The following is a 20734-nucleotide window of genomic DNA, read 5'->3' on the forward strand; positions in this document are numbered from 1 at the left end:
CAGGTTGGGGTGCGCCCCATCACTCACCCGCTCCGTGCTGGTAAAGCTCGTCCATGCTGAGCATTGCCAGGGTTGCGAAGGGGGCCTGTTTTTTCACCCGACCGCGGCTCAAGATCACCACGTCGTCGCAGAACGATATGGTGCTGTAATGATGACTGATGACAATGGTGGTGCGGCGGCCGGCCCGCGATTTCAGCGTCTCGACAATAGCGGCTTCTGACAACCCATCCACCGCACTGGTGGCTTCGTCGAGGATGAGAATATCGGGATCGCGCACCAGCGCCCGCGCCAGGGCGATCCTTTGCCTTTGTCCGGCTGACAGGTTGATGCCCCGGTATCCGACCAGTGTCGCGTAGCCCTGCGGCAGGTGCTCGATGAATTGATGTGCCTCGGCCAGCCTTGCGGCGCGCATGGCGTCGCTGGCCGACGCCGTGTCGTAGCCGTAGATAATGTTTTCAAAAATGGTGCCATCGACCAGTTCCAGCTCCTGACTGGCCAGGGCAATGTTCCGCCGCCACTGGCTTGGGTCCACTTCATCGAGCGGTGCCCCATCGACGAGGATCCTGCCGCTGTCGGGTTTGACGAAGCGGCACAGGAGATTGACGATCGTCGTCTTGCCGGCGCCCGAGCGGCCGATCAGCGCCGTCGAGCGGCCGCTGCGGATATCGAACACCGCCTTATGCAGCACCGCCTCGCGCGCGTCGGGGCCAGACAGGGGACCGGAATAGGCGAAGCTCACATCATCGAAGCTGATCCCTTGGCGCAAGCCGTCGAACGGCAGGCTGCCCTGCGGCGCCTCGGGCTTGTCGGAAGGATCGAGCAGCCATTGTACCTCCTCCAGCGAGCCGCTCATGCCTTGCAACTGACTCCAGGACATCTGCAAGGCCCGCATATGCGGCTGCAGTCGGTAGAGCAGGATGAGGAAGGCGACGGTCAGCGGGAAGCTTACATTCGCCAGCCAGGCTCCGATCACCACCGCCAGGAACAGCATTGCGTGCAATACCTCGGTCAGTGGCGGCAAGACGCCCTGGCGGATTGAAAGCACGAAAGCCGCCCGCCGCACCCCGTCGGACGCTTTGGCGAAGACCGCCTTTTCGCGGTTCTCCTGCCCGAAGATGCGAATCAGGCGCCCGGCATGCACCAGATGCAGCATCTGCGACGCCAGTGCGCTGTTGCGCGAGACGACGCTGCGGCTCGGCGCCTTCAGATTGGACGACAAAACCCCGTGCGCCAGCTGGACAAGCGCCAGCCCTAGAGTCACCAGCAGCGTCATCTGCCAAGAGAGGAGCAGGAGGAAGGCGAGCAGGATGACGGCGGCCGAGGCACTGACGATCGCGCCGAGCAGGGCCTGGATAGCGTCGGATGCTCGCCAGGATTCGTTGGAGATGATGTTGAGCAGCCGCCCGGGGCTTTGCTGCAGGAAAAAGGGGTAGCCGACCCTGAGCAACTGCTCCGACAGTGCGCTACGGATCGAATAACCTGCCTTGCCGTAGATGTAGCTGGTCAGCAGAGTGTTGGCGAAGGCAAAGACATTTTTCAGTACGATCGAACCGAGGATCGCGGCCGAAATGGCGATCAGCCGCTGGCGCTCGCCGAGGTCCGCTCCAACCTGCTGGAGGAGGGCGGAGAAACCGGCCATGCCTGATGTTTCGCCACGTCCCATAATGATGCCGAGCAGCGGAATGATGAGACCGATGCCGAGGCCTTCCAGCGCGGCGCCCGCAAGCCCGAGCCCCACCACGACGGGAACGAGCCGCAACAGCCTGCCACCAAGCGCGCGGCGCAGCATTGGCAGGGCTGACGGAATCAGTGACATTATCGCGCTCTGGCCTCCGCATTGGCTTCGCTGGCTTCTCGGTCGTGGCGCAGCGGCAGCCGTTTTGGCCATCCCATCATGACGAGCAGCGCAAATCTGGCGGCACCTGCCAGATTCATAACGACAATAGGCCAGTGCGACAGATCGAGGTCGCGGTCAAAGCGAGGACGGCCCGCCAGTTCCCTTAACGCGGCCCGCGCGGACCAATAGACATGGCGAAGCAGCCAAGGGGCGTGGCGGACATGTTTCAGGCACAGCGCACCATTACCGAGGCTATAGTCGCGGTGCAGCCTGTCGATCGATTTGCGGTCTCGCCGGCCGTGATGATGCAAGACCGTCATGTCGGGCACATACTCGACCGGCATGCCGAGCAGCATCGCCCGCACGAGATAATCAGTATCTTCAGCCGAGCGTAGCGGGCCGCCAGCGCCGAAGCGTTCGTCGAACGAGCCGATGCGGGCCGCGACGTCGCGGTGCATGGTCATGTTGCAGCCGAGCACGAAGCCGCCGGGGTGGACCGCCGGGGTCAGCCGCTCGCTTGCCTCGCGGAGCTTTATGGTGAAGGGCAGGTCCCGGGCATCACCGAGCTCGACCCGGCCGCCGCGGATCAGCCACTTCTCGCCACTCCGGTAGTGCCGCTCCAGGTCGCGGAGATAGTCGCGGTCGAGCTTGCAGTCGTCGTCGACGAAGACCAGCACGCGGCCTCGCGCTCGCGCCAATCCGGCATTGCGGGCAGCGGCTAGTCCGGGGCGAGTCTCCGAGACGGCTGTGACTGGGATGTCGGAAGTTTCGGCGATAGCGGCCAGCCGCTTTGACGTGCCGTCCCGTGAACCATTATCGACCACCACCAACTCTGCCGCGAAGGTGGCGTGCACCCGGCATGCGGCCTGGATCGAGGCTATGCAAGCCTCCAGCACAGCGGCGCGGTCGCGCGTGCAGACGATGAAACTGACCTCGAGCGACGGCCGCTCCGATCGGGGAGATGTCGGGACAGGCGCACTCGCAAACTGGTGATCGCGCAGGAGCGGGTGGGGCCTGTCGGTCATACCAGTCCCCGCTGATAACGCGCAAGCACCGCTTCGGCCGGCGTGGTTTTGAAGAAGTAGGCCACCGCGTCCGCCCGCTTTCCGGCCCTTATCGAGAGCAGGCTGAGCCAAGGCGCCCAGACGCCGGGACGCAGCGCATATTGTTCGCGGCGCCGGATGAAATTCCATCTCGCCGTCCGCGTGAGCAATTCGTGGGTCAGCGGCGGTTCTCCTTCGTCGCCGACGAGTTGGTAGAGGAAATAGAACAGGTTCAGCGCGCCTGCCTCGAAGCTTGGCCGTGTGTCGGTCGGCAGCTCGGAAATCCGCTCTTCGAGCGCACGGATGAAATCGGCTGCGCGCGAAACCGTGTCGAAAGAGACGGCCTCGCCGATGTCGCGCAGATCCGCTGTGGTTTCCGCAAGCCCCTCACGCTCGAGATTTTCGGCCACGATCCGCAAATGCGTCCTGCGCATTTCCTTGGCATGCCGCATGGTCACGCTTCCCGCATGGATGCGATAGACGAGCAGGCTATCGGGCAATATGGTCGCCGGGAAACGGCCGGCAAGCCGTCTGAAGAGATCGAAATCCTCGGCATGCCTATATTTTGGATCGTAATAGAGATCGTTGTTCCCAATTACCTTCCTGTTATAGATAACCGTCGGATGTAAGAATATCGTAAAGAACATCGACAATATGTCGAGCCGGCCGAGCCGGAACACCGGGTCTAGCCTGCCTTTGGCGATACGGCCGTGAAGCAAGGTATCAACGCAGGCGCCGCAGAAGCCGAGATCGGGCCGCCGCTCGAACAGTGCGACCTGGCGCGAGAGGCGCCGGGGATAGGCGACATCGTCCGCATCCATTCGCGCAACAAGCTCGCCCTGGGCCAGTCGTAGCCCTTCATTGAGGGTGGCGACGAGGCCGCGGTTCTCACGCGAGATGACAGAAACGCGATTGTCTGCCCGGCGGTATCGTTCGAGAATCTCGAGCGAGTTGTCGGTCGATCCGTCATCGATAGCGATGACCTCCAGGCGATCGTAGTCTTGCCGCAGAATGCTCTCCAGCGCAGCGGTGAGATAAGGCCCGGCATTGTAGACCGGCAGCAGGACGGAGACGAGCGGCGCCGTGGTCATCTCTGCGCATCCGTTCGCCGGAGTTCGAGTGCGGCGCGGCCATCGGGGGATCCGCCGGGATAGGCGTCCGCCGCCCTGCCGAGCCAGCCGGCATCGCCAGAGCGTGCCTGGGAGCGGCGGCGCGCTACATAGGGGAAGCGGCGCTTGAGGCCGTTGAGCGGCTTTTCGAAAGCCGTCCACGAGATCGAAGCGACGGCGATCGTGGCGGCGCTCGCGACCAGGAAACGCCCTGGCCCCTGCTCCGAGACATTGAGCGGGATCCAGGGCTGTGACTTGACGGCGAGCGAAAGAAGGATCGGATGGTAAAGATAGACGCCGTAGCTGATGCGGCCCAGTGACAGCAGCGGTGGCAGTTCGAAAACCCTGCCGAGGACGCCGCCAAGGCCGGCTGAACAGGCGGCGACAACGGCCACCAGCGGCACCAGGGGCAGGATCTGCAGCAACGCCCAGCGGGCCCATTCCAGCATAGGATCGGCCGGCGCAGGGATAAACCACTCAATCGCCAGGAAGACAGCCGCGAGGGCTGGCCAGCCTAGCCGCATCCATTGCGGCAGGCCAGCGCCTCTGGTCCGCCGGCAGGCAAGCAAAGCACCGAACGCCAGCGCATCCATCGATGCTGGCGGCAGCAGGTCGCGCGCTAGCGCCGGGGTGGCGGTGATCGGCCAGTAGAAGCGATAGGCAAGCGACAACAGGATGACGCCGATAGTGATCGCTTCCACCCGCCGGCGGGGTGCGAGAAGCACGACCAGCGGCCAGGCGATATAGAACTGCTCCTCGATGCTCAGGCTCCAGAAATGGCAGAGTAGCCAGGGCGTCCATTCGTTGCGCAGCGCGTACCAGAAATTCGACAGGTAAAGCGCCTGCCAGACGAGCGATCCACTGGACTGCTCCAGATCGGTCAGCCAGACGAACCCAAGCACGGCGAAATAGGGCGGGAATATGCGCAGCGCGCGCCTGATGTAGAAGGAACTCAATGCAGGGCCGGCTTTGAATTCGGCCGCGGCGCGCGCTTCGAGCAGCAGTCGTGTGATCAGGAAGCCGCTCAGCACAAAAAAAAGCCGCACCCCGATGTGGCCCCAAAAGGAGGACCCGTTGGGTGCAAGGAAATGGGAATAGAGAACCATCGTGACAGCGATGGCGCGCAGAGCGTCCAACTGATTGTCACGCGCGACCGCCATCAGCCATTTCCGCCGGTCTGAAATCTCCGATGAAGCCAGCGGCCCTGCATTCCGGGCCTCAGGTCGAGGCCTGCCAGCGTCGAGAGTGCGCCGACAACATCAAACCCGCGCCTTGTGCGCGGGGCAGCCTCGAAATCGGTGCTGGCCAGCGAAAAATTCAAGCTGATCAACTTGGCGGAATCCTCCACGGCGCACTTCCCAGTACCAATCCCCCAAGAAATGGTGCAACCGGGCAATGGTGCAGTGCAACACAAAATATCTATCGAGCTGTAATATTTGTGTGAGTTAGTGCTAAAAATGGGTATGATTTGCGAGTGCGTTGCGTCGCTGAGGGTTTTTCACGTCCGCAATGCTGTATGAGCAGTAGTACCATGTCAGAAAAGACACGGTTAATTACACAACTATAATCCGGAGTGTCTGATATAGGTCAAAATTGACGAAGATTATTCTAAGATAGTGGTTTGGTATCTTATAAATTATGTTTGTATTGTCGGGTTGTCCAGGCTGTCGATCTTGCGCGATGCAGCATAGTCGATGGTCAAGCGTCTGACGACGCAATCCTGTGGCGGCGGCCATATGGCGCATGTCGACGAGGCAGACAGGAAGTGCCGGTGTTGGCGTAGGGAGTGACGTGCATTAGCCTTGCACCTGCCGTCACGCTTGCGTCGGATGGAGAACTGGTGCCGCTTAGGTGACTCGAACACCTGACCCCATCATTACGAATGATGTGCTCTACCAACTGAGCTAAAGCGGCCCGGGAAGCGCGAGGTTCCAGGATCGGCTGGGTGATAGACTCAACCGGCCGCTAATTCAAGATGGGCAACCGCGATTTCGAGCCGGCATCCGGCAATTCGTCCCGGCATTTTCCATTGGCGCGCAATGAGCCACCGCCTCATTTGCTTTTTCGGCTACGCGGAGACGTCGCGGCGGACTGCGCACAAACTGCCCGGCAAGGCGGCAAAACCGACTGATTTTATTGCCAAAACGCATCGAAATGGGCCTTGAACAGGCCTGTAAGGCAGAATGCGGGCGCTCGCCCGTTGATTGATTGGTCGCCTGCGGCTAACGATCATGGCAATGTAAGCGAACGGACAGGGGAAATTCGCTTGGACGCGATCGAAAAAGCGATCCGCAACGCCTTCGAGAAAGGCAACGCCGAGGACCGGGCATTTCGCGAGAGGGTCTATCGGTCGGCTTTCGCGGCGCTCGACCGCGTGCTCCAGGCCAATCCCGGCGTGACGGTGGAAGCCGCCATCAAGCGCCGTAAGGCGGTGCAGGAAAAGATCGCCGAGATCGAATCCGAATTCCTGCCCGCGGTCCCCGATGTCGCCGCGCAGACGCAGAGCGCTGCGCAGACACAAGATACCGCGCTGACGCAACGCGTTGCGCAGCCGCAAGACGCCGTACAGGGCGCCGCCGAAGCGCCCGCGGTCGATGCCCCGACAGGTGTCGCGGCCGGACCGTCGCCGGCGATCGTCGTTGATGAACCGGTTCAGCCCGAGGCATCCGACGCGCCGCGTTCGCGCGTGCTGCCGGTCGTCCCCGACATCATGCCTGACGCCACGCTGCCCGGCGCCCCGGCGATCGATATGGCCGATTCCGCGTTGGCCGAGGCCGCGGCGGAAGTGGCGCCTGACCGTGATGAAAGGCGGATAAGGGGCCGCCGCCTGCCGCTGACGGCGATCTTCTTTGGCGTGACGTTGCTCGCCGCCGCCGGCATCGGCCTCTATTTCGCCGTGCAGACCGGGGTCTTCAAGACGCCGGCGCAGCTCGACACGGCGCCGCCCGAAGCGCCGCCGACCGTCGACGATGACGACTTCACGCCGCCTGCCGATACAACTGAGCCGCAGCAGCCTGGCGCGCCGCAGCAGCCTGGTGTCGCCGAACAGACGCGCGACTGGATCAACGTGTTTACACCCACCGATCCAACGCATGTGGCGACCCCGTCCGACGCCAAGGCCGATGTCGTGCAGGACGACACCGGCTCCTTCCTGCGCATCCGCTCCGGTGCTTCCGGCTCGGCCATCAGCTTCGATGTCGGGCAGGGCGTGCTGGAGAAGCTTGCCGGCAAACATGCCGTGTTCGACATCGTCGCCCGCGCCGAGGACGGCAAGGACACGCAGATCTCCGTCGACTGCAATTTCGGCGATCTCGGCGACTGCGGCCGCAAGCGCTATGCGGTCGGCCAGCAGCGTAACGAATATCTGTTCGACGTGAAATTCCCCGACAAGCCCCCGGGCGCGGCCGGCAGCATCGCCATCAACTCCGACTTCGACAAGCAGGGCAAGGCGGTCGACATCTACGAGATCCGCGTTTCGATCGAACCGTAAGCGCCGCCTAGCGATCAAGCAGCGCCTGCAGCGTCTCGATGCGGTCGGCTTCGGCGGTCGGCTTGTCCCAGCGCAGCCGTGAGATGCGGGGAAATCGCATCGCAACGCCGGATTTGTGGCGGGTCGAACGGTTGAGACCTTCGAACGCCACCTCCAGCACCAGGCCTTGGCTGCGGTCGGCGCGCACCGAGCGCACCGGGCCGAAACGCTCGACCGTATTGTCGCGGACAAATTTGTCGATCTGCTTCAACTCCTCGTCGGTGAAGCCGAAATAGGCCTTGCCGACCGGCACCAATTCCTCCGCGCCTTCCGGCCCCGACCAGACGCCGAACGTATAGTCGGAATAAAAGCTCGACCGCTTGCCATGGCCGCGCTGCGCATACATCAGCACAGCATCGACCGTGTGCGGATCGCGCTTCCACTTGAACCACGGCCCTTTCGGCCGTCCCGCGAGATAGGGCGAATCCCAGCGCTTCAGCATCACGCCTTCGATAATCGGGTGCGGCGGCGCGCGGCGCAGTTCCTCCAGCGTTTGCCAATCCCGGAATTCGACGAATGGCGACAGATCGAAACGGTGCGGGTCCAGCGTTGTGATGAAGGCCTCAAGACGGGCCCGCCGCTCGCGGAAAGGTAGCGCGCGCAAATCTTCGCCGTTGATCTGCAGCGCATCGTAGCAGCGCATGAAGGCCGGGTATTGCTGCTGTATCTTCGGGGCCACGCTCTTGCGATTGAGCCGCTGTTGCAGGTCCGAAAACGTGCCGGTCGCCGCGGGCTCGCCGACCAGCAATTCGCCGTCGAGCGCGGCGGAAAAATTCATCGCCTGGGCGAGATCGGGGAATGCGCCGGACACATCGTCGCCGGTGCGCGAATAGAGCCGGCGCACGCCGCCCTCGCACACCGCCTGAACGCGGATGCCGTCCCATTTCCATTCCGCGGCATAGGCGGCCGGATCGAGCTTTTCGAGGTCGCCGTCGCCGACTGGGTTCGACAGCATCACCGGACTGAACAGGGCAAGTGCGGTCCGCTTCGGCTTCTCGGCCTTGCCTTCCAGCCACGCGAACAGCGAGATATAGGGCGGCGTCAGCCCGTGCCACAGCTCCTCGATCTCGGCGACATCGACCTTGCCGAAATCGGCCAGCGCCTGTTTGGCCAGCCGCGCCGAAACGCCGATGCGCAAGCCGCCGGTGACCAGCTTGATGATGGCAAAGCGCGCCGAAATGCCGGCGCTGTCGAGCAGCCCGGCCAGCACCTTGGGTCCGTCCGAGCGGCTCGCCGCCTGCAGCTTTGTCACGACGTCGCCAAGCGTCGGCTCCCGGTTGGGGATATGTCCCGGCGTTTGCGGCCAGACCAGCGACACGGTTTCAGCGAGGTCGCCGACATAGTCGTAGGAATAGCCGAACAGCACCGGATCCATGCGCTCGGTGACCAGCGTGCGCAGCATCGCCGGCTTGACCGCCGCAATGTTGAGGTCGCCGGTGATCGCCGCCAGCGCCAGCCCGCGGTCGGGGTCCTCGACGCTGCGGAAATAGTCGACGAGCAGCGTCAGCTTGCCATTGCGCGACGGCGTCAGCACCAAGCGGTCGAGGAGTTCGGCAAAGCGGTTCATGGATGCAAGGACCGCGTTGACGGCAGAGGTTTGCGCTCTGGCACACCCCCCTCTGTCCTGCTGGACATCTCCCCCGCAAGGGGGGAGATTGGCAGCCTTGATCTTGCCGCCCATCTTGCGAGGTTGGCGATTGGCGAAAGCGGAGGTGACATCTGATCTCCCCCCTTGCGGGGGAGATGGCCGGCAGGCCAGAGGGGGGTGGGAAGGATCGCCGCGCCGGCGATTTCTGGATCAAAAATCACCATCAATCGCCCTCGTCCTCATAGCCCACAAGGTGCAGTGGCCTGGCGGCGATGCCTTCCAGCTCGCACCAGCGCACCAGCGCTTCCTCGCGGCCGTGCGTCACCCAGATTTCGCCGGCGCCCGTCTCCTTGACGGTAGCGGTCAGTTCATCCCAGTCGGCATGGTCGGAAATGATCAGCGGCAGTTCGACGCCGCCTTGCTTGGCGCGCTGGCGGATGCGCATCCAGCCCGAGGCGAAGCATGAGATCGGGTCGGGAAAGCGCCGCGCCCAGCGGTCGGCGAAGGCCGATGGAGGGCCGACAACGATGGCCCCGGTGAAATCCTGCTTGCCGCCGCTGTCGACGGTTGCCGGCTCCAGCGTGCCGAGGTCGATGCCCTGGCTCTGGTAATATTCGCTGAGCTTGGCCAGCGCGCCGTGGATATAGATCGGTCTGTCATAACCGGCATCGCGCAGCAGCCGCATCACCCGCTGTGCCTTGCCCAGCGCATAGGCGCCGACCAGATGCGATCGCTCGGGAAACTGCGCCGCCGATTTGAGCAGCCGGGCGATCTCCTCCGTGTCGGGCGGATGGTGAAACACCGGCAGGCCGAAGGTCGCCTCGGTGATGAACACATCGCATTGGACCGGTTCGAACGGTGCGCAGGTCGCGTCCTTCTGGCGCTTGTAGTCGCCGGAGGCGACGATGCGCCTGCCCTTGTGCTCGACCGCGATCTGCGCCGAGCCCAGCACATGGCCGGCCGGATGGAAGGTGACGCTGACATCGTTCAGCGCCATAGCTTCGCCAAGCACGGCCGCTTGCGTTGTCCCGGCAAAATCCTCGCCATAACGCAACCCCATAATGTCGAGCGTCTGCTGCGTCGCCAGCACCGAACGATGGCCGGAGCGGGCATGGTCGGAATGGCCATGCGTGATCAACGCCCGGTCGACTGGCCGCACCGGGTCGATGAAGAAATCGCCGGATGGGCAATAAAGGCCTTCAGGCCGGGGATGAAGCAGTTCGCTGGCGCGCATCCACTCAAGATAGTGGCTAATTCCAGCGCGGGAAGCCTGTTGCAAGAGACTGCTGACTCGGCCTACAGCCAGCCACCGGCCGCATCAGCCGGCGGGGCCATCGCCATGCAACCGCTGAAAATCTCGTCCGGCGACCTGACCGCCGACCGTCGCGCCGACTATGCCGAGATGCTTTTCGGGTCGGGCGAGCACGCGGCAGCGACGGAGCTGCTGCTCGGCGCGCTGGAACTGGCGCCGCAATGGGCGGCGGGCTGGTTCCGCCTGGGCGAGATGCAGGAGGCAACGGGGCTGCTCGACCTGGCGACGCAGGCCTGGGCGACGGTGCTGAAACTGGACCCGGCGGATCGCCTGGGTGCTGCGCTGAAGCTGCAGCTGATCGGCAAGGCGCCGGCTGCCGCAGCGCCACCCAGCGCCTTCGTCGAGACGCTGTTCGACCACTATGCCGAGACTTTCGAGGACTCGCTGGTCGACAAGCTCGGCTACCGGCTGCCGGAGTTTCTCGATCGCGCCATTCGCGCGGCAAGACCGGGCCGCTTTTCGCTGGCGCTCGATCTCGGTTGCGGCACCGGTCTGATGGGCGAGAAACTGCGGCCGGTCGCCGAACGGCTGGAGGGCTACGACATCTCCGCCGCCATGCTGAAAAAGGCCCGCGCCAAGGGCGTCTACGACCTGCTCGCCAAGGCCGATCTGCAGCATTTCGCCTATGCCGGGCCGAAAGCCGATCTGGTGGCGGCGGCCGACGTGTTCATCTATGTCGGCGCGCTCGATCGCGTGGTGAAGACCGTCGCCGGCATTCTGGCCACCAATGGCCTGTTTGCCTTTTCCGTCGAAACGCCAGCCAAGGGCGGGGCGGGCGGCGACGCCGGTTTTGCGCTGCAGCCGTCTCGTCGCTACGCCCATTCTCAAGCCTATGTCGAGCGGGTGCTTGCCGCAAACGGCCTGTCGGTGCTGTCGATGCAGCCGACCGTCATCCGCTGGGATCGCCGCCAGCCGGTCGGCGGGCTTGCCGCGCTGGCGGTGCCCTCGTCCAAGGGTTGATGTCTCGTCTTGTTCGAAAACGTGAATAGGATTTTTGCGGCTGGCGCGGCATCAGGTAGGATACAAGCCGAGAAAAGCCCTCGGCAGGCATTGAGGAGGAACACATGCGCTGGAACATGATGGTCTTGGTGTCTTGCCTGGCAATGACCGGCTGCATGGGCAGTTCGATGTCGGAGCGGCAGGACCAGGACGTGCAATCGTCGCTGCAATATGACAACGTGGCTTGCGACCAGTTGCTGGCGCAGCGCAACGAACTGGCGCAGCAATACCATCTGTCGACGGACGCCAAGCCGAGCTTCTCCAATCCGGCGATGGGCTTCGGCCCGTTCACGCCGGATATGCGCTCCAAAAGCAAGCGCGATACTGATCTGGCAAGTGGCAAGATCGACGCCATGAACCGCTCGATCGTCCGCCGCGACTGCGGCACGCCCAACAAGCAGAAGAAGTTCAGTCTGCCGAGCTGAACCTGGACTTCCTCAGTACCCCGCCTTGCGGTCGACCACGTTATCAAGCTTTTCGCCGCGCTCGAAGGCATCCATCTGCCGCAACATGCTCGGCGCCAGGTGGACAGGGTCGGAGGTCGCCGCCGCGTGCGGCGTCACGAACACTTTCGGGTGACTCCATAGCGGACTGGTCTTCGGCAGCGGCTCGACCTCGAACACGTCGAGGCTCGCCTCCTTCAGCGTGCCGTCGCCCAGCGCGCGCAATATGTCGGCGTCCTTCTGCAGCCGGCCGCGCCCGGCATTGATCAGCACCGAGCCGCCGAGGCCGTTGCGCTTGCGCAATTCCTTCAGCACGCCGTAATTGATGATGCCGTGCGTATCCGGCGTCAGCGGCAGCAGCACCACCAGTATGTCGGTGGCGTTGAGGAAGGGGATCAGCCCGGCCTCTCCGGCATAGGTCGCAACGCCTTTCATGGCCTTGTCGCTGCGCGACCAGCCATTGACGGCAAAGCCGAGCGACAACAGCACCGACGCCGCGGCGCGGCCGAGATTGCCGAGCCCCATAATGCCGACCGAGATGTCGCCGGCCGGCCGCTGCGGCGGTTCGTGCCAGGTCTTCTTCGGCTGCTGGGCACGATAGAGCATGCCCTGGCGATGATGGTCGAGCACCCGCCAGACGACATATTCGGTCATGTATTGGGTGAGGTTGTCGGCTACCACTTTGACGATCGGCACATCGGGCAGGCCGGGATCGGCGAAGATATGGTCGACGCCGGCGCCGATCGAGAAGATTGCGCGTAGATTGGGCAGCGATTTCAAGAGGTTCGGCTTCTGCTTCCACACCACCGCATAGGTGATCGACGGATCCGAAGCGCCGTCCGGCTCCAGCACCACTTCGCGCTCGGCCGACAGCAGCTCGCGCCAGCGCTGCGGATGAAAGCCGGTGACGGCAAGCAGGATTTTGCCTTTTTCCATTTGCGGATTGTATTCCCTGTTATTCGCTGACGATACCGACCGGCGCCGTCTCGATCTTGAACGCGGCCGAGATCAGCGCCTTCGTATAGTCGGTCTGCGGCCGCTCGAAAATCTGTTCGGAAGGGCCGGCTTCGACGATCTTGCCATTGCGCATGACGATGACGTCATTGGCAAGGGCGCGAATGACTTTCAGATCGTGGCTGATGAACAGATAGGCAAGGTCGTGCCTGGCCTGCAGATTGCGTAAGAGGTCGACCACTTGCGCCTGCACGCTCATGTCGAGCGCCGAGGTCGGTTCGTCCAGCATGACGAAGCGTGGATTGAGCACCATGGCGCGCGCAATGGCGACGCGCTGGCGCTGACCGCCGGAGAATTCATGCGGATAGCGGTTCCTGGTCGCCGGATCGAGCCCGACCTCCTTCAGCACGGCGACGACCTTGTCGTCGCGTTGGTCGGGCGACAGCTTCGGCTCGTGGATCTTCAAGCCTTCCTCGATGATCTCCGAGACCGACATGCGCGGGCTGAGCGACCCGAACGGGTCCTGGAAAACGATCTGCAACTCGCGGCGCAGCGGCCGCATGGCGTTGAAGGAAAGCTGGTTGATGTCGCTGCCATTGAACTGGATGGTGCCGGTCGATGAGATCATCCGCGCCAGCGCCAGGCCGAGCGTCGTCTTGCCGGAGCCGGATTCGCCGACGACGCCGAGCGTCTGGCCGGCGCGTACGGTGACGTCGATTCCGTCAACTGCCTTCACATTGTCGACGGTGGTGCGAAAGAAACCCTTCTTGATCGGGAACCAAACCTTGATGTCCTTGCCGGTCATCACAGGCTTGGCGGCGTCGTTGGCGGCCGGCGGCTTGCCTTTCGGCTCGGCGGCCAACAGGTGCTTGGTATAGGCGTGTTGCGGGTTGGCGAAGATGTCCCTGGTCGGCCCGGTCTCGACGATCTTGCCTTTGGTCATCACGCAGACGCGGTCGGCGATCTTTCTGACAATGCCGAGATCATGGGTGATGAACAGCATTGACATGCCCTTGCGGCTCTTCAGCCCCGCCAGCAATTCGAGGATCTGCGCCTGCACGGTGACGTCGAGCGCCGTCGTCGGTTCGTCGGCGATCAGCAGTTCCGGTTCGTTGGCCAGCGCCATGGCGATCATGACGCGCTGCCGCTGGCCGCCGGACAATTGGTGCGGATAGGCGTCGAGCCGCTTTTCCGGTTCGCGAATGCCGACCTCGTTGAGCAGCGCCAGCGTGCGCGCCTTGGCCTGGCGGTCGCCCATGCCCTGATGCAGCGCCAGGATCTCGACGATCTGCTGCTCGATCGTGTGCAGAGGATTGAGCGAGGTCATCGGCTCCTGGAAGATCATGGTGATCTTGTTGCCGCGCACGCTGCGCAACTGCTTTTCGTTCATCGCCAAAAGGTCGGCGCCCTGGAACAGGATCTTGCCCGAGGGATGGCTGGCCGTCGGGTAGGGCAGCAGCTTCAGAACCGACAGCGCCGAGACCGATTTGCCGGAACCGGATTCGCCCACAAGCGCCACCGTCTCGCCCTTGGCGAGATCGAAGGAGATGTGGTCGACGGCTATCGACTGGTTGCCGCCTTGCGTGAAGGCAACGCTGAGATCGCGGACCGAGAGCAGGGGCTCGCTCATCGGAACGCCTTGCGCGGATCGAACGCATCGCGCGTCGCCTCGCCGATGAACACCAGCAGCGACAGCATCAGCGAGATGACGATGAAGCCCGATATACCGAGCCAGGGGGCATTGAGGTTACTCTGCGCCTGTTTTAGCAGTTCACCGAGCGACGCGGTGCCGGGCGGCAGGCCGAAGCCGAGATAGTCGAGCGAGGTCAGTGTCGAGATCGAGGCGCTGACCAGGAAAGGCATGAAGGTCAGCGTCGCCACCATGGCATTAGGCAGAAGATGGCGCAGCATGATGGTGCGGTTGGACACACCAAGCGCGCGGGCCGCGTTGACATATTCGAAGTTGCGTGCGCGCAGGAATTCGGCGCGCACCACGCTGACAAGCGACGTCCAGGAGAACAGCAGCATCAGCCCGAGCAGGATGAAGAAGCCCGGCGGCAGGATGGCGGCGACGATCAGCAGCAGATACAGCAGCGGTATCGCCGACCAGATTTCTATGAAGCGTTGAAAGAGAAGGTCGGTCCAGCCGCCGAAATACCCTTGCAGCGCGCCGGCGGCGACGCCGATAACCGACGAACCCGCAGTCAGGATCAACCCGAACAGCACGGAAATCCTAAACCCGTAGATGATGCGCGCCAGCACGTCGCGCGCCTGGTCATCGGTACCCAGCCAGTTCCAGTTGCCGACAATGCAGTCAGGATCGGCAGCGCCTTGCGGATATTGGCTGCATCGCCTCTGCGCGTCGTATTCCCATGACGGTTTTGCGGGAGCGGCGTCGGGGATCGCATTGTTGACGGTGCGGTAGGAATAGCGGATTGGCGGCCAGATCATCCAGCCATTGGCGTTGATCTCGTCGCGGATGACCGGGTCGCGATAGTCGGTGACGGCGTAGAAGCCGCCGAATTTTTCCTCGGGGTAGGCGACCGCCACCGGGAACAGGATCTCGCCTTTGTAGTAGGCGACGATCGGCCTGTCGTTGGCGATCAGTTCGGCAAACAGCGACAGCACGAACAGAGCGAGGAATATCCACAACGACCAGTAGCCGCGCCGGTTGGCCTTGAAGTTCTGCCAGCGCCGCTTGTTGAGCGGCGACAGCCAGGGGCGGGCGATCCTTGTCGGTGTGATCTCGGCTGCAGCCTGCGTCATCAGACGTCTCTCCGCTCGAAATCGATGCGCGGATCGACCCATGTGTAGATCAGGTCGGACAACAGCGTCACGAACAAACCAAGCAGCGAAAATATATAGAGGTTGGCGAACACGACCGGATAGTCGCGCGCCAACACGGACCTGAAACCGAGCAGCCCGAGACCGTCGAGGGAAAAGATGTTCTCGATCAAAAGCGAGCCGGTGAAGAAGGCCGAGATGAAGGCCGCTGGAAAGCCGGCAATGACGATCAGCATTGCGTTGCGGAACACATGTCCGTAAAGCACCCGCCGCTCCGACAGGCCCTTGGCACGGGCCGTCACCACATACTGTTTGCGTATCTCTTCCAGGAAGGAGTTCTTGGTCAGCAGCGTCGTCGTCGCGAAGGCCGACAGCACCAGCGCCGTCAGCGGCAAGGTCATGTGCCAGAAATAATCGACGATCTTGTCGGGCCACGACAATTGGTCCCAATTGTCGGAGACGATGCCGCGCAGTGGGAACCAGTCCCAGAAGGAGCCGCCCGCGAACAGCACCATCAGCAATATGCCGAACAGGAAGGCCGGTATGGCATAGCCGACGATGATCACGCCGCTGGTCCAGACGTCGAAGGCGGAGCCGTCCTTGACCGCTTTGCGGATGCCAAGGGGGATCGAGATCAGATAGGACAACAGCGTGATCCACAGCCCAAGCGAGATCGACACCGGCATCTTCTCCAGGATCAGGTCAAGAACCGAGATGTCACGGAAATAGCTGTCGCCGAAATCGAAGCGGGCATAGTTCCACAGCATCATGCCGAAGCGTTCGAGCGGTGGTTTGTCGAAGCCGAATTGCTTTTCCAGCTTCTTGATGAATTCCGGATCGAGCCCTTGCGCGCCGCGATACTTCGAGCCGACGTCACCGGCCACATCGAAATTGCCGCCGCCTCCTGCATCGCCGCCGCCGCTGCCGAGGCGGTCGCTGCCGCCCTGGTTGGTCAGGCTGGCGATGACCTGCTCGACCGGTCCACCCGGTGCGAATTGAGTGACGACGAAAGCAACCGCCATGATGCCGAACAGGGTCGGTATCATCAGCAGGATACGGCGCAGTATGTAGGCGCCCATCAGCTTTCACCCTCCCCCTTGTGGGGAGGGTCGATCCGCGAAGCGGAGCGGGGTGGGGGTAGTCTCGATCCGGCGTACGCCGTCACACCCCCACCCCGGTTCGCCATTCGCGCTGCGCACGAAGTGCTCACCGACCCTCCCCACGAGGGGGAGGGTAAAGTGCCGCGCAACAGCCTACCCTTTGCCAATTTTTGCCGCCTTGCCCTTGTCGACCCACCACAGCGCTTCGACCGGGAAGTCGAAATCGGGTTTCCGCTCGGGAAAACCGAACATGTCCCAATAGGCGCTTCGATGATTCGCCAGGAACCAACTTGGAATCCAATCCCTCCGTGCACGCAAGACCCGGTCGAGCGCGCGCATGGCAATTGTCAGGCTTTCGCGACCCTCGGCGGCACCTGCGGCGTCAACCAGGGCGTCGATGGCCGGGCTCGACGTTCCCGGCAGATTGCGAGAGCCCGATACGGTAGCTGCTCGCGAATGGAAAATGGTTTCGAGGTCGTCACGGGTTGGCGTCGCCGGAAACGAGGCCGCGACCGAGACGAGGTCGTAGTCGAACGAATTCTGCCGCAGCTGATATTGCGCGGCATCCACCAGCCGGATCGAGGCATCGATGCCGACCGCCTTCATGTTTTCGACCCAGGGCGAGTAGACCTGTTCGAAGACTTCGTCGTCGACAAGAAACTCTGCGGACAACCGACCACCCTTGTCGTTCACGACGAAATTGCCGGACCGTTTCCAGCCGGCCTCGGCCAGAAGCTTGGCCGCCTTGCCAAGCAACTGCCGGTCGCGGCCGGAGCCGTTCGACGCGTCCTGGATCACGGCTTCGCCAAAAGCCTCGGCGGGAATCTGCTCACGCAGCGGCTCAAGAAGAGCCAATTCTTGTGGCGACGGTCTGCCCTCGGCGCGAAATTCGGATTTCTCGAAGCAGGATTGCGAGCGCTCATAGGAACCGTAGAAGAAATTGCGCCGCGTCCATTCGAAGTCGAAGCAGAGCCCGATCGCCTGCCGCACGCGCGAGTCGCGAAACTGCTCGCGCCGCTGGTTGACGGCGGTGCCCTGCATCGAAGGCACCGTTTCGGCCGGGAATTCGTGCTTCACCACCTTGCCGGCAGTGAACGCTGGGAAGTCGTAGCCGGTCGCCCAGACGCGCGAGGTGAATTCCTCCCTGTAGAGGATTTCTCCCTTCTTGAACGCTTCGAAGGCAACGCTACGGTCCTGATAGAACTCAACGCGGATCCGCTGAAAATTGTTCTGGCCGCGATTGACCGGCAGGTCGTTGCCCCAATAATCAGCCACACGCTCATATTCGATCCAGGCCCCTGCCGACCAGCGACCGACCTTGTAGGCGGCTGACCCCAACGGCGGGTTCATCTGCGAGGAATCGAACGGGTTGGCCGTGTAGAACGCCTTCGACAGGACCGGGAACTCGACGACGTTGAGGATGGTGCGGCTTGTCTGCTTGCCGGAAAACCTAAGCTGCAGCGTGTGGGCATCCACGGCAATCGCGTCATCCAGATGCGTTAGCGGCAGGGAATAGTACGGGTGCCCCTTGTCCTTGAGCAGCTTGAAGGTGAAGGCGGCATCCTCTGCCGTCAATGGCGTGCTGTCATGGAAGCGGGCCTGCGGGCGCAGCGAGAAGGTGAAGTCGTTGCGGTCGTCGGAAATCGTCACGCTGTCAGCGATCAGCCCGTAAACGGCGTCAGGTTCGTCGTACGCTCTCACCATCAGTGAATCGAAGCACATCTCCGTGCGCTGGGGCGAATCGCCTTTGGGAACGAACGAATTCAGCGTGTTGAAGGTCAGCGGCGTCTGGTTGGCAAGCCAGTTGCGCGGCAGGAAGTTGAAGACGCCACCTTGCGGCGCATCGACATTGACATAGTCGAAATGAGTGAAGTCCGGCTTGTATTTGAGGTCGCCGAAAGCCGACAGTCCATGCAGTTTCACGCCGGTTGGGCTGGCGGCGAAAGCCTTGCCCGGCAGCAGCGCAGCAACGGCCGCGGCGCCACTGAGGGCCAGGAAATCGCGGCGAGGGAGCCCCGCCATCAATTGCTGCCCTTGTACTTGGCGGCCAGGGCCTTTTCCTTGTCCGCATCGATCCACCAGGAATCGATATCGGCGCCACGGTAGCCGGGCTGCTTTTCCGGGATGCCGAACTTGTTCCAGTAAGCCAGCCACACAACGGCGCGATAGTATTGCGGCACCACATAGTAATTCCACAGCAGCACGCGATCGAGCGCATGGGTGGTGGCGACGAGGTCATCGCGATCCGTGGCAAAAATGATGCGGTCGACAAGGGCGTCAACGACCGGGTTCTTGATGCCGGAATAATTGCGCGATGCCGGTGTGTCGGCGGCCTTGGAGCTCCAGAAATCGCGCTGCTCGTTGCCGGGCGATTCCGACTGTTGGAGCTGTCCTGTGATGACGTCGTAATCGAAGTTTCTGACGCGGTTGGTGTACTGGCTCGGGTCGACGATGCGCAGTGTTGCATCGACGCCGATCTTGCGCAGATTGGCGATCCAGGGGCTGGAAATGACCTGGTCGGTTTCATTCGAGCCTAGGATTTCAAACTTGAATGGCTCGCCGGTCTTGGCGTTGACCATCTTGCCGCCCTTGATCACCCAGCCGGCCTGGGCGAACAGGTCGACCGCCTGCTTCAGATATTTGCGCTCCGCCTGCGGCGAATCGTAGACCGGCAACTTGAATTCCTGGGTGAATACTTCCGGCGGCAGCTTGTCGCGGTACTTCTCCAGGATCTCCAATTCCTTGCCTTGCGGCAAGCCGCTGGAGGCTAGGTCCGTGCCCTGGAAATAGCTGTGGGTGCGAGTGTTGAAACCGAAGAACAGCGTGCGGTTCATCGATTCGAAATCGAACGGGTAGGTGAGCGCGGCCCTGACCAGACGATCGGCAAACAACCTATGTCTCTGGTTGAGCATGAAAGCCTGCATCGGCTCGGGCGAGGTGGTCTTGAACTCCTGCTTGATCACATCGCCGGCCTTGATCGCCGCGAAATCATAAAATGTCGCCCAGCGCTTCGAGCTGTTTTCCGGCTTGATATCGTCGAGGCCACCTTTCTTGAACGCCTCCCAGGAGGCGTTGTCGTCAAGAATGTAGGTGAAGTGCTGCGTGTCGAAATTCTCCCGGCCGATCTTCACAGCCAGCTTGGCGCCCCAATAGTCGGGGACGCGCTGCCAGACGATTTCCGACCCCGCCTTGAAGCTGGCGATCTTGTATGCAGCCGAGCCCAGCGGCGGCTCCAGCGTCCCCTTGGTGATGTCGCGCTTCTTGCCATTGTCGTCGGTGCCTTCCCACCAATGCTTGGGCAGCACGACAAGGTCGCCGAGGATCTTGGGCAGTTCGCGATTGCCCTTCTGGTCGAAGTGGAACTCGACCTCACGGTCCGAGACAGCGACGGCGTCGGTGACGTTTTCGAAATAGCGGCTGTACATCGGGCTGTTGGCCTTCAGCACCTGGAACGACCAGATCACGTCGTCAGTGGTGATCGGCTGTCCGTCATGCCATTTCGCCCGTGGGTCGAGCCGGTAGGTGGCCGAGGAATAGTCGGTAGGGTACTTGTAGGCATCGGCGATGAGCGGGTGGCTGACGCTGCCTTCGTCAGTCGCTTGATCCATGAGCGTGTCGTAGAGCAGGCCGCCGCCAAATGGCTGCAGGCCGGCCGCCGGCGAGCCCTGCACGACGTAGGGATTGAAGCTGTCGAACGTGCCGGAAACGACCGAATTGTAGGTACCGCCCTTCGGTGCATCCGGATTCACATAATCGTAGCGCTGGAAGTTCTCGCCATATTTGGAGGGGCCGATCAGCGAAGAGGTGGTGTGCCATTCCTGGGGGAAGGATGCCTGCAGGCCGCCTGCGAGGGCGCCCACAACCAGAAAGGACCTCAGAAGCGTTCGGCCAACCGTCATGCGTTCTCCTCGTCGCGATGCCCGGCAATCCTAAATGATTTGACGCCGGTGAAAACCGCCATGCGGCGGCTTTGTCGCCGCATATGCGATTTTCCTAACAAAAAGCCGGGCTGAACCCGGCTTTTTTGAGGTCATGG

15 protein-coding genes and 1 tRNA gene are annotated in these 20734 nt (G+C 62.5%); 3 read left to right on the forward strand and 13 right to left on the reverse strand.

Annotated features, from left to right (window positions below):
• Nucleotides 1–19: 19 nt before the first annotated feature.
• The 5 genes from NKH54_RS06210 to NKH54_RS06230 all read right to left on the reverse strand — a co-directional run bounded on the left by NKH54_RS06210 (nucleotide 20) and on the right by NKH54_RS06230 (nucleotide 5903).
• On the reverse strand, nucleotides 20–1816 hold the full coding sequence (locus NKH54_RS06210; protein ID WP_027049321.1) for an ABC transporter ATP-binding protein: 1797 nt from the start codon (nucleotides 1814–1816) through the stop codon (nucleotides 20–22).
• Entirely contained in the window at nucleotides 1816–2862 is a 1047-nt protein-coding gene (locus tag NKH54_RS06215; RefSeq protein ID WP_353027887.1) for a glycosyltransferase family 2 protein, read from the reverse strand. Before NKH54_RS06215 ends, NKH54_RS06210 begins: the two co-directional genes overlap by 1 nt.
• Entirely contained in the window at nucleotides 2859–3971 is a 1113-nt protein-coding gene (locus tag NKH54_RS06220; protein ID WP_023682047.1) for a glycosyltransferase family 2 protein, read from the reverse strand. Before NKH54_RS06220 ends, NKH54_RS06215 begins: the two co-directional genes overlap by 4 nt.
• Nucleotides 3968–5149: an acyltransferase family protein gene (locus tag NKH54_RS06225; protein ID WP_353027888.1), complete on the reverse strand. Its 1182-nt coding sequence runs from the start codon at nucleotides 5147–5149 to the stop codon at nucleotides 3968–3970. The genes NKH54_RS06220 and NKH54_RS06225 overlap by 4 nt, the downstream gene beginning before the upstream one ends.
• 678 nt (nucleotides 5150–5827) lie before the next feature.
• A tRNA-Thr gene (locus tag NKH54_RS06230) sits at nucleotides 5828–5903 on the reverse strand.
• A 352-nt stretch (nucleotides 5904–6255) separates the two neighbouring features.
• Here NKH54_RS06230 and NKH54_RS06235 point away from each other — a divergent pair.
• Entirely contained in the window at nucleotides 6256–7479 is a 1224-nt protein-coding gene (locus tag NKH54_RS06235; RefSeq protein WP_353027889.1) for a hypothetical protein, read from the forward strand.
• A 7-nt stretch (nucleotides 7480–7486) separates the two neighbouring features.
• Here NKH54_RS06235 and NKH54_RS06240 read toward each other — a convergent pair whose 3' ends face one another.
• Nucleotides 7487–9085 (reverse strand): cisplatin damage response ATP-dependent DNA ligase, encoded by a 1599-nt coding sequence (locus NKH54_RS06240; RefSeq protein WP_023738162.1) that lies wholly within the window; start codon nucleotides 9083–9085, stop codon nucleotides 7487–7489.
• 244 nt (nucleotides 9086–9329) lie between these two features.
• Nucleotides 9330–10340 carry a ligase-associated DNA damage response exonuclease gene (locus NKH54_RS06245; RefSeq protein WP_023816164.1) on the reverse strand — a complete coding sequence of 337 codons (1011 nt, stop codon included), beginning with the start codon at nucleotides 10338–10340 and terminating at the stop codon, nucleotides 9330–9332.
• Nucleotides 10341–10445: 105 nt separating this feature from the next.
• Between NKH54_RS06245 and NKH54_RS06250 the strand changes: the two genes are divergently transcribed.
• Nucleotides 10446–11378 carry a methyltransferase domain-containing protein gene (locus NKH54_RS06250; RefSeq protein ID WP_023682041.1) on the forward strand — a complete coding sequence of 311 codons (933 nt, stop codon included), beginning with the start codon at nucleotides 10446–10448 and terminating at the stop codon, nucleotides 11376–11378.
• 104 nt (nucleotides 11379–11482) lie between these two features.
• A complete protein-coding gene (locus NKH54_RS06255; RefSeq protein WP_023682040.1) occupies nucleotides 11483–11842 on the forward strand; it encodes a hypothetical protein in 360 nt (119 codons plus the stop codon).
• A 12-nt stretch (nucleotides 11843–11854) separates the two neighbouring features.
• Here NKH54_RS06255 and NKH54_RS06260 read toward each other — a convergent pair whose 3' ends face one another.
• From NKH54_RS06260 to NKH54_RS06285, 6 genes are all read right to left on the reverse strand, one after another.
• Entirely contained in the window at nucleotides 11855–12796 is a 942-nt protein-coding gene (locus NKH54_RS06260) for a 2-hydroxyacid dehydrogenase (protein ID WP_023682039.1), read from the reverse strand.
• 19 nt (nucleotides 12797–12815) lie between these two features.
• A complete protein-coding gene (locus NKH54_RS06265; RefSeq protein ID WP_023682038.1) occupies nucleotides 12816–14444 on the reverse strand; it encodes an ABC transporter ATP-binding protein in 1629 nt (542 codons plus the stop codon).
• Nucleotides 14441–15580, reverse strand: a complete 1140-nt coding sequence (locus NKH54_RS06270; RefSeq protein WP_023682037.1) for an ABC transporter permease — start codon at nucleotides 15578–15580, stop codon at nucleotides 14441–14443. The genes NKH54_RS06265 and NKH54_RS06270 overlap by 4 nt, the downstream gene beginning before the upstream one ends.
• Complete coding sequence (locus NKH54_RS06275; RefSeq protein ID WP_023669509.1) at nucleotides 15580–16677, reverse strand: microcin C ABC transporter permease YejB; 1098 nt, start codon at nucleotides 16675–16677, stop codon at nucleotides 15580–15582. Before NKH54_RS06275 ends, NKH54_RS06270 begins: the two co-directional genes overlap by 1 nt.
• Nucleotides 16678–16851: 174 nt before the next feature.
• Nucleotides 16852–18720: an extracellular solute-binding protein gene (locus NKH54_RS06280; RefSeq protein WP_023682036.1), complete on the reverse strand. Its 1869-nt coding sequence runs from the start codon at nucleotides 18718–18720 to the stop codon at nucleotides 16852–16854.
• Entirely contained in the window at nucleotides 18720–20597 is a 1878-nt protein-coding gene (locus NKH54_RS06285) for an extracellular solute-binding protein (protein WP_023682035.1), read from the reverse strand. Before NKH54_RS06285 ends, NKH54_RS06280 begins: the two co-directional genes overlap by 1 nt.
• Nucleotides 20598–20734 lie beyond the last annotated feature (137 nt).

It is taken from the genome of Mesorhizobium sp. M1004 (assembly GCF_040318795.1).
GTDB lineage: Bacteria > Pseudomonadota > Alphaproteobacteria > Rhizobiales > Rhizobiaceae > Mesorhizobium.

Excerpts from the sequence above, each read along its gene's own strand:
- NKH54_RS06210 (WP_027049321.1), bottom strand. The coding sequence starts at position 1,816 with ATGTCACTGATTCCGTCAGCCCTGCCAATGCTGCGCCGCGCGCTTGGT.
- NKH54_RS06215 (WP_353027887.1), bottom strand. The coding sequence starts at position 2,862 with ATGACCGACAGGCCCCACCCGCTCCTGCGCGATCACCAGTTTGCGAGT.
- NKH54_RS06220 (WP_023682047.1), bottom strand. The coding sequence starts at position 3,971 with ATGACCACGGCGCCGCTCGTCTCCGTCCTGCTGCCGGTCTACAATGCC.
- NKH54_RS06225 (WP_353027888.1), bottom strand. The coding sequence starts at position 5,149 with ATGGCGGTCGCGCGTGACAATCAGTTGGACGCTCTGCGCGCCATCGCT.
- NKH54_RS06240 (WP_023738162.1), bottom strand. The coding sequence starts at position 9,085 with ATGAACCGCTTTGCCGAACTCCTCGACCGCTTGGTGCTGACGCCGTCG.
- NKH54_RS06245 (WP_023816164.1), bottom strand. The coding sequence starts at position 10,340 with ATGCGCGCCAGCGAACTGCTTCATCCCCGGCCTGAAGGCCTTTATTGC.
- NKH54_RS06250 (WP_023682041.1), top strand. The coding sequence starts at position 10,446 with ATGCAACCGCTGAAAATCTCGTCCGGCGACCTGACCGCCGACCGTCGC.
- NKH54_RS06255 (WP_023682040.1), top strand. The coding sequence starts at position 11,483 with ATGCGCTGGAACATGATGGTCTTGGTGTCTTGCCTGGCAATGACCGGC.
- NKH54_RS06260 (WP_023682039.1), bottom strand. The coding sequence starts at position 12,796 with ATGGAAAAAGGCAAAATCCTGCTTGCCGTCACCGGCTTTCATCCGCAG.
- NKH54_RS06265 (WP_023682038.1), bottom strand. The coding sequence starts at position 14,444 with ATGAGCGAGCCCCTGCTCTCGGTCCGCGATCTCAGCGTTGCCTTCACG.
- NKH54_RS06270 (WP_023682037.1), bottom strand. The coding sequence starts at position 15,580 with ATGACGCAGGCTGCAGCCGAGATCACACCGACAAGGATCGCCCGCCCC.
- NKH54_RS06275 (WP_023669509.1), bottom strand. The coding sequence starts at position 16,677 with ATGGGCGCCTACATACTGCGCCGTATCCTGCTGATGATACCGACCCTG.
- NKH54_RS06280 (WP_023682036.1), bottom strand. The coding sequence starts at position 18,720 with ATGGCGGGGCTCCCTCGCCGCGATTTCCTGGCCCTCAGTGGCGCCGCG.
- NKH54_RS06285 (WP_023682035.1), bottom strand. The coding sequence starts at position 20,597 with ATGACGGTTGGCCGAACGCTTCTGAGGTCCTTTCTGGTTGTGGGCGCC.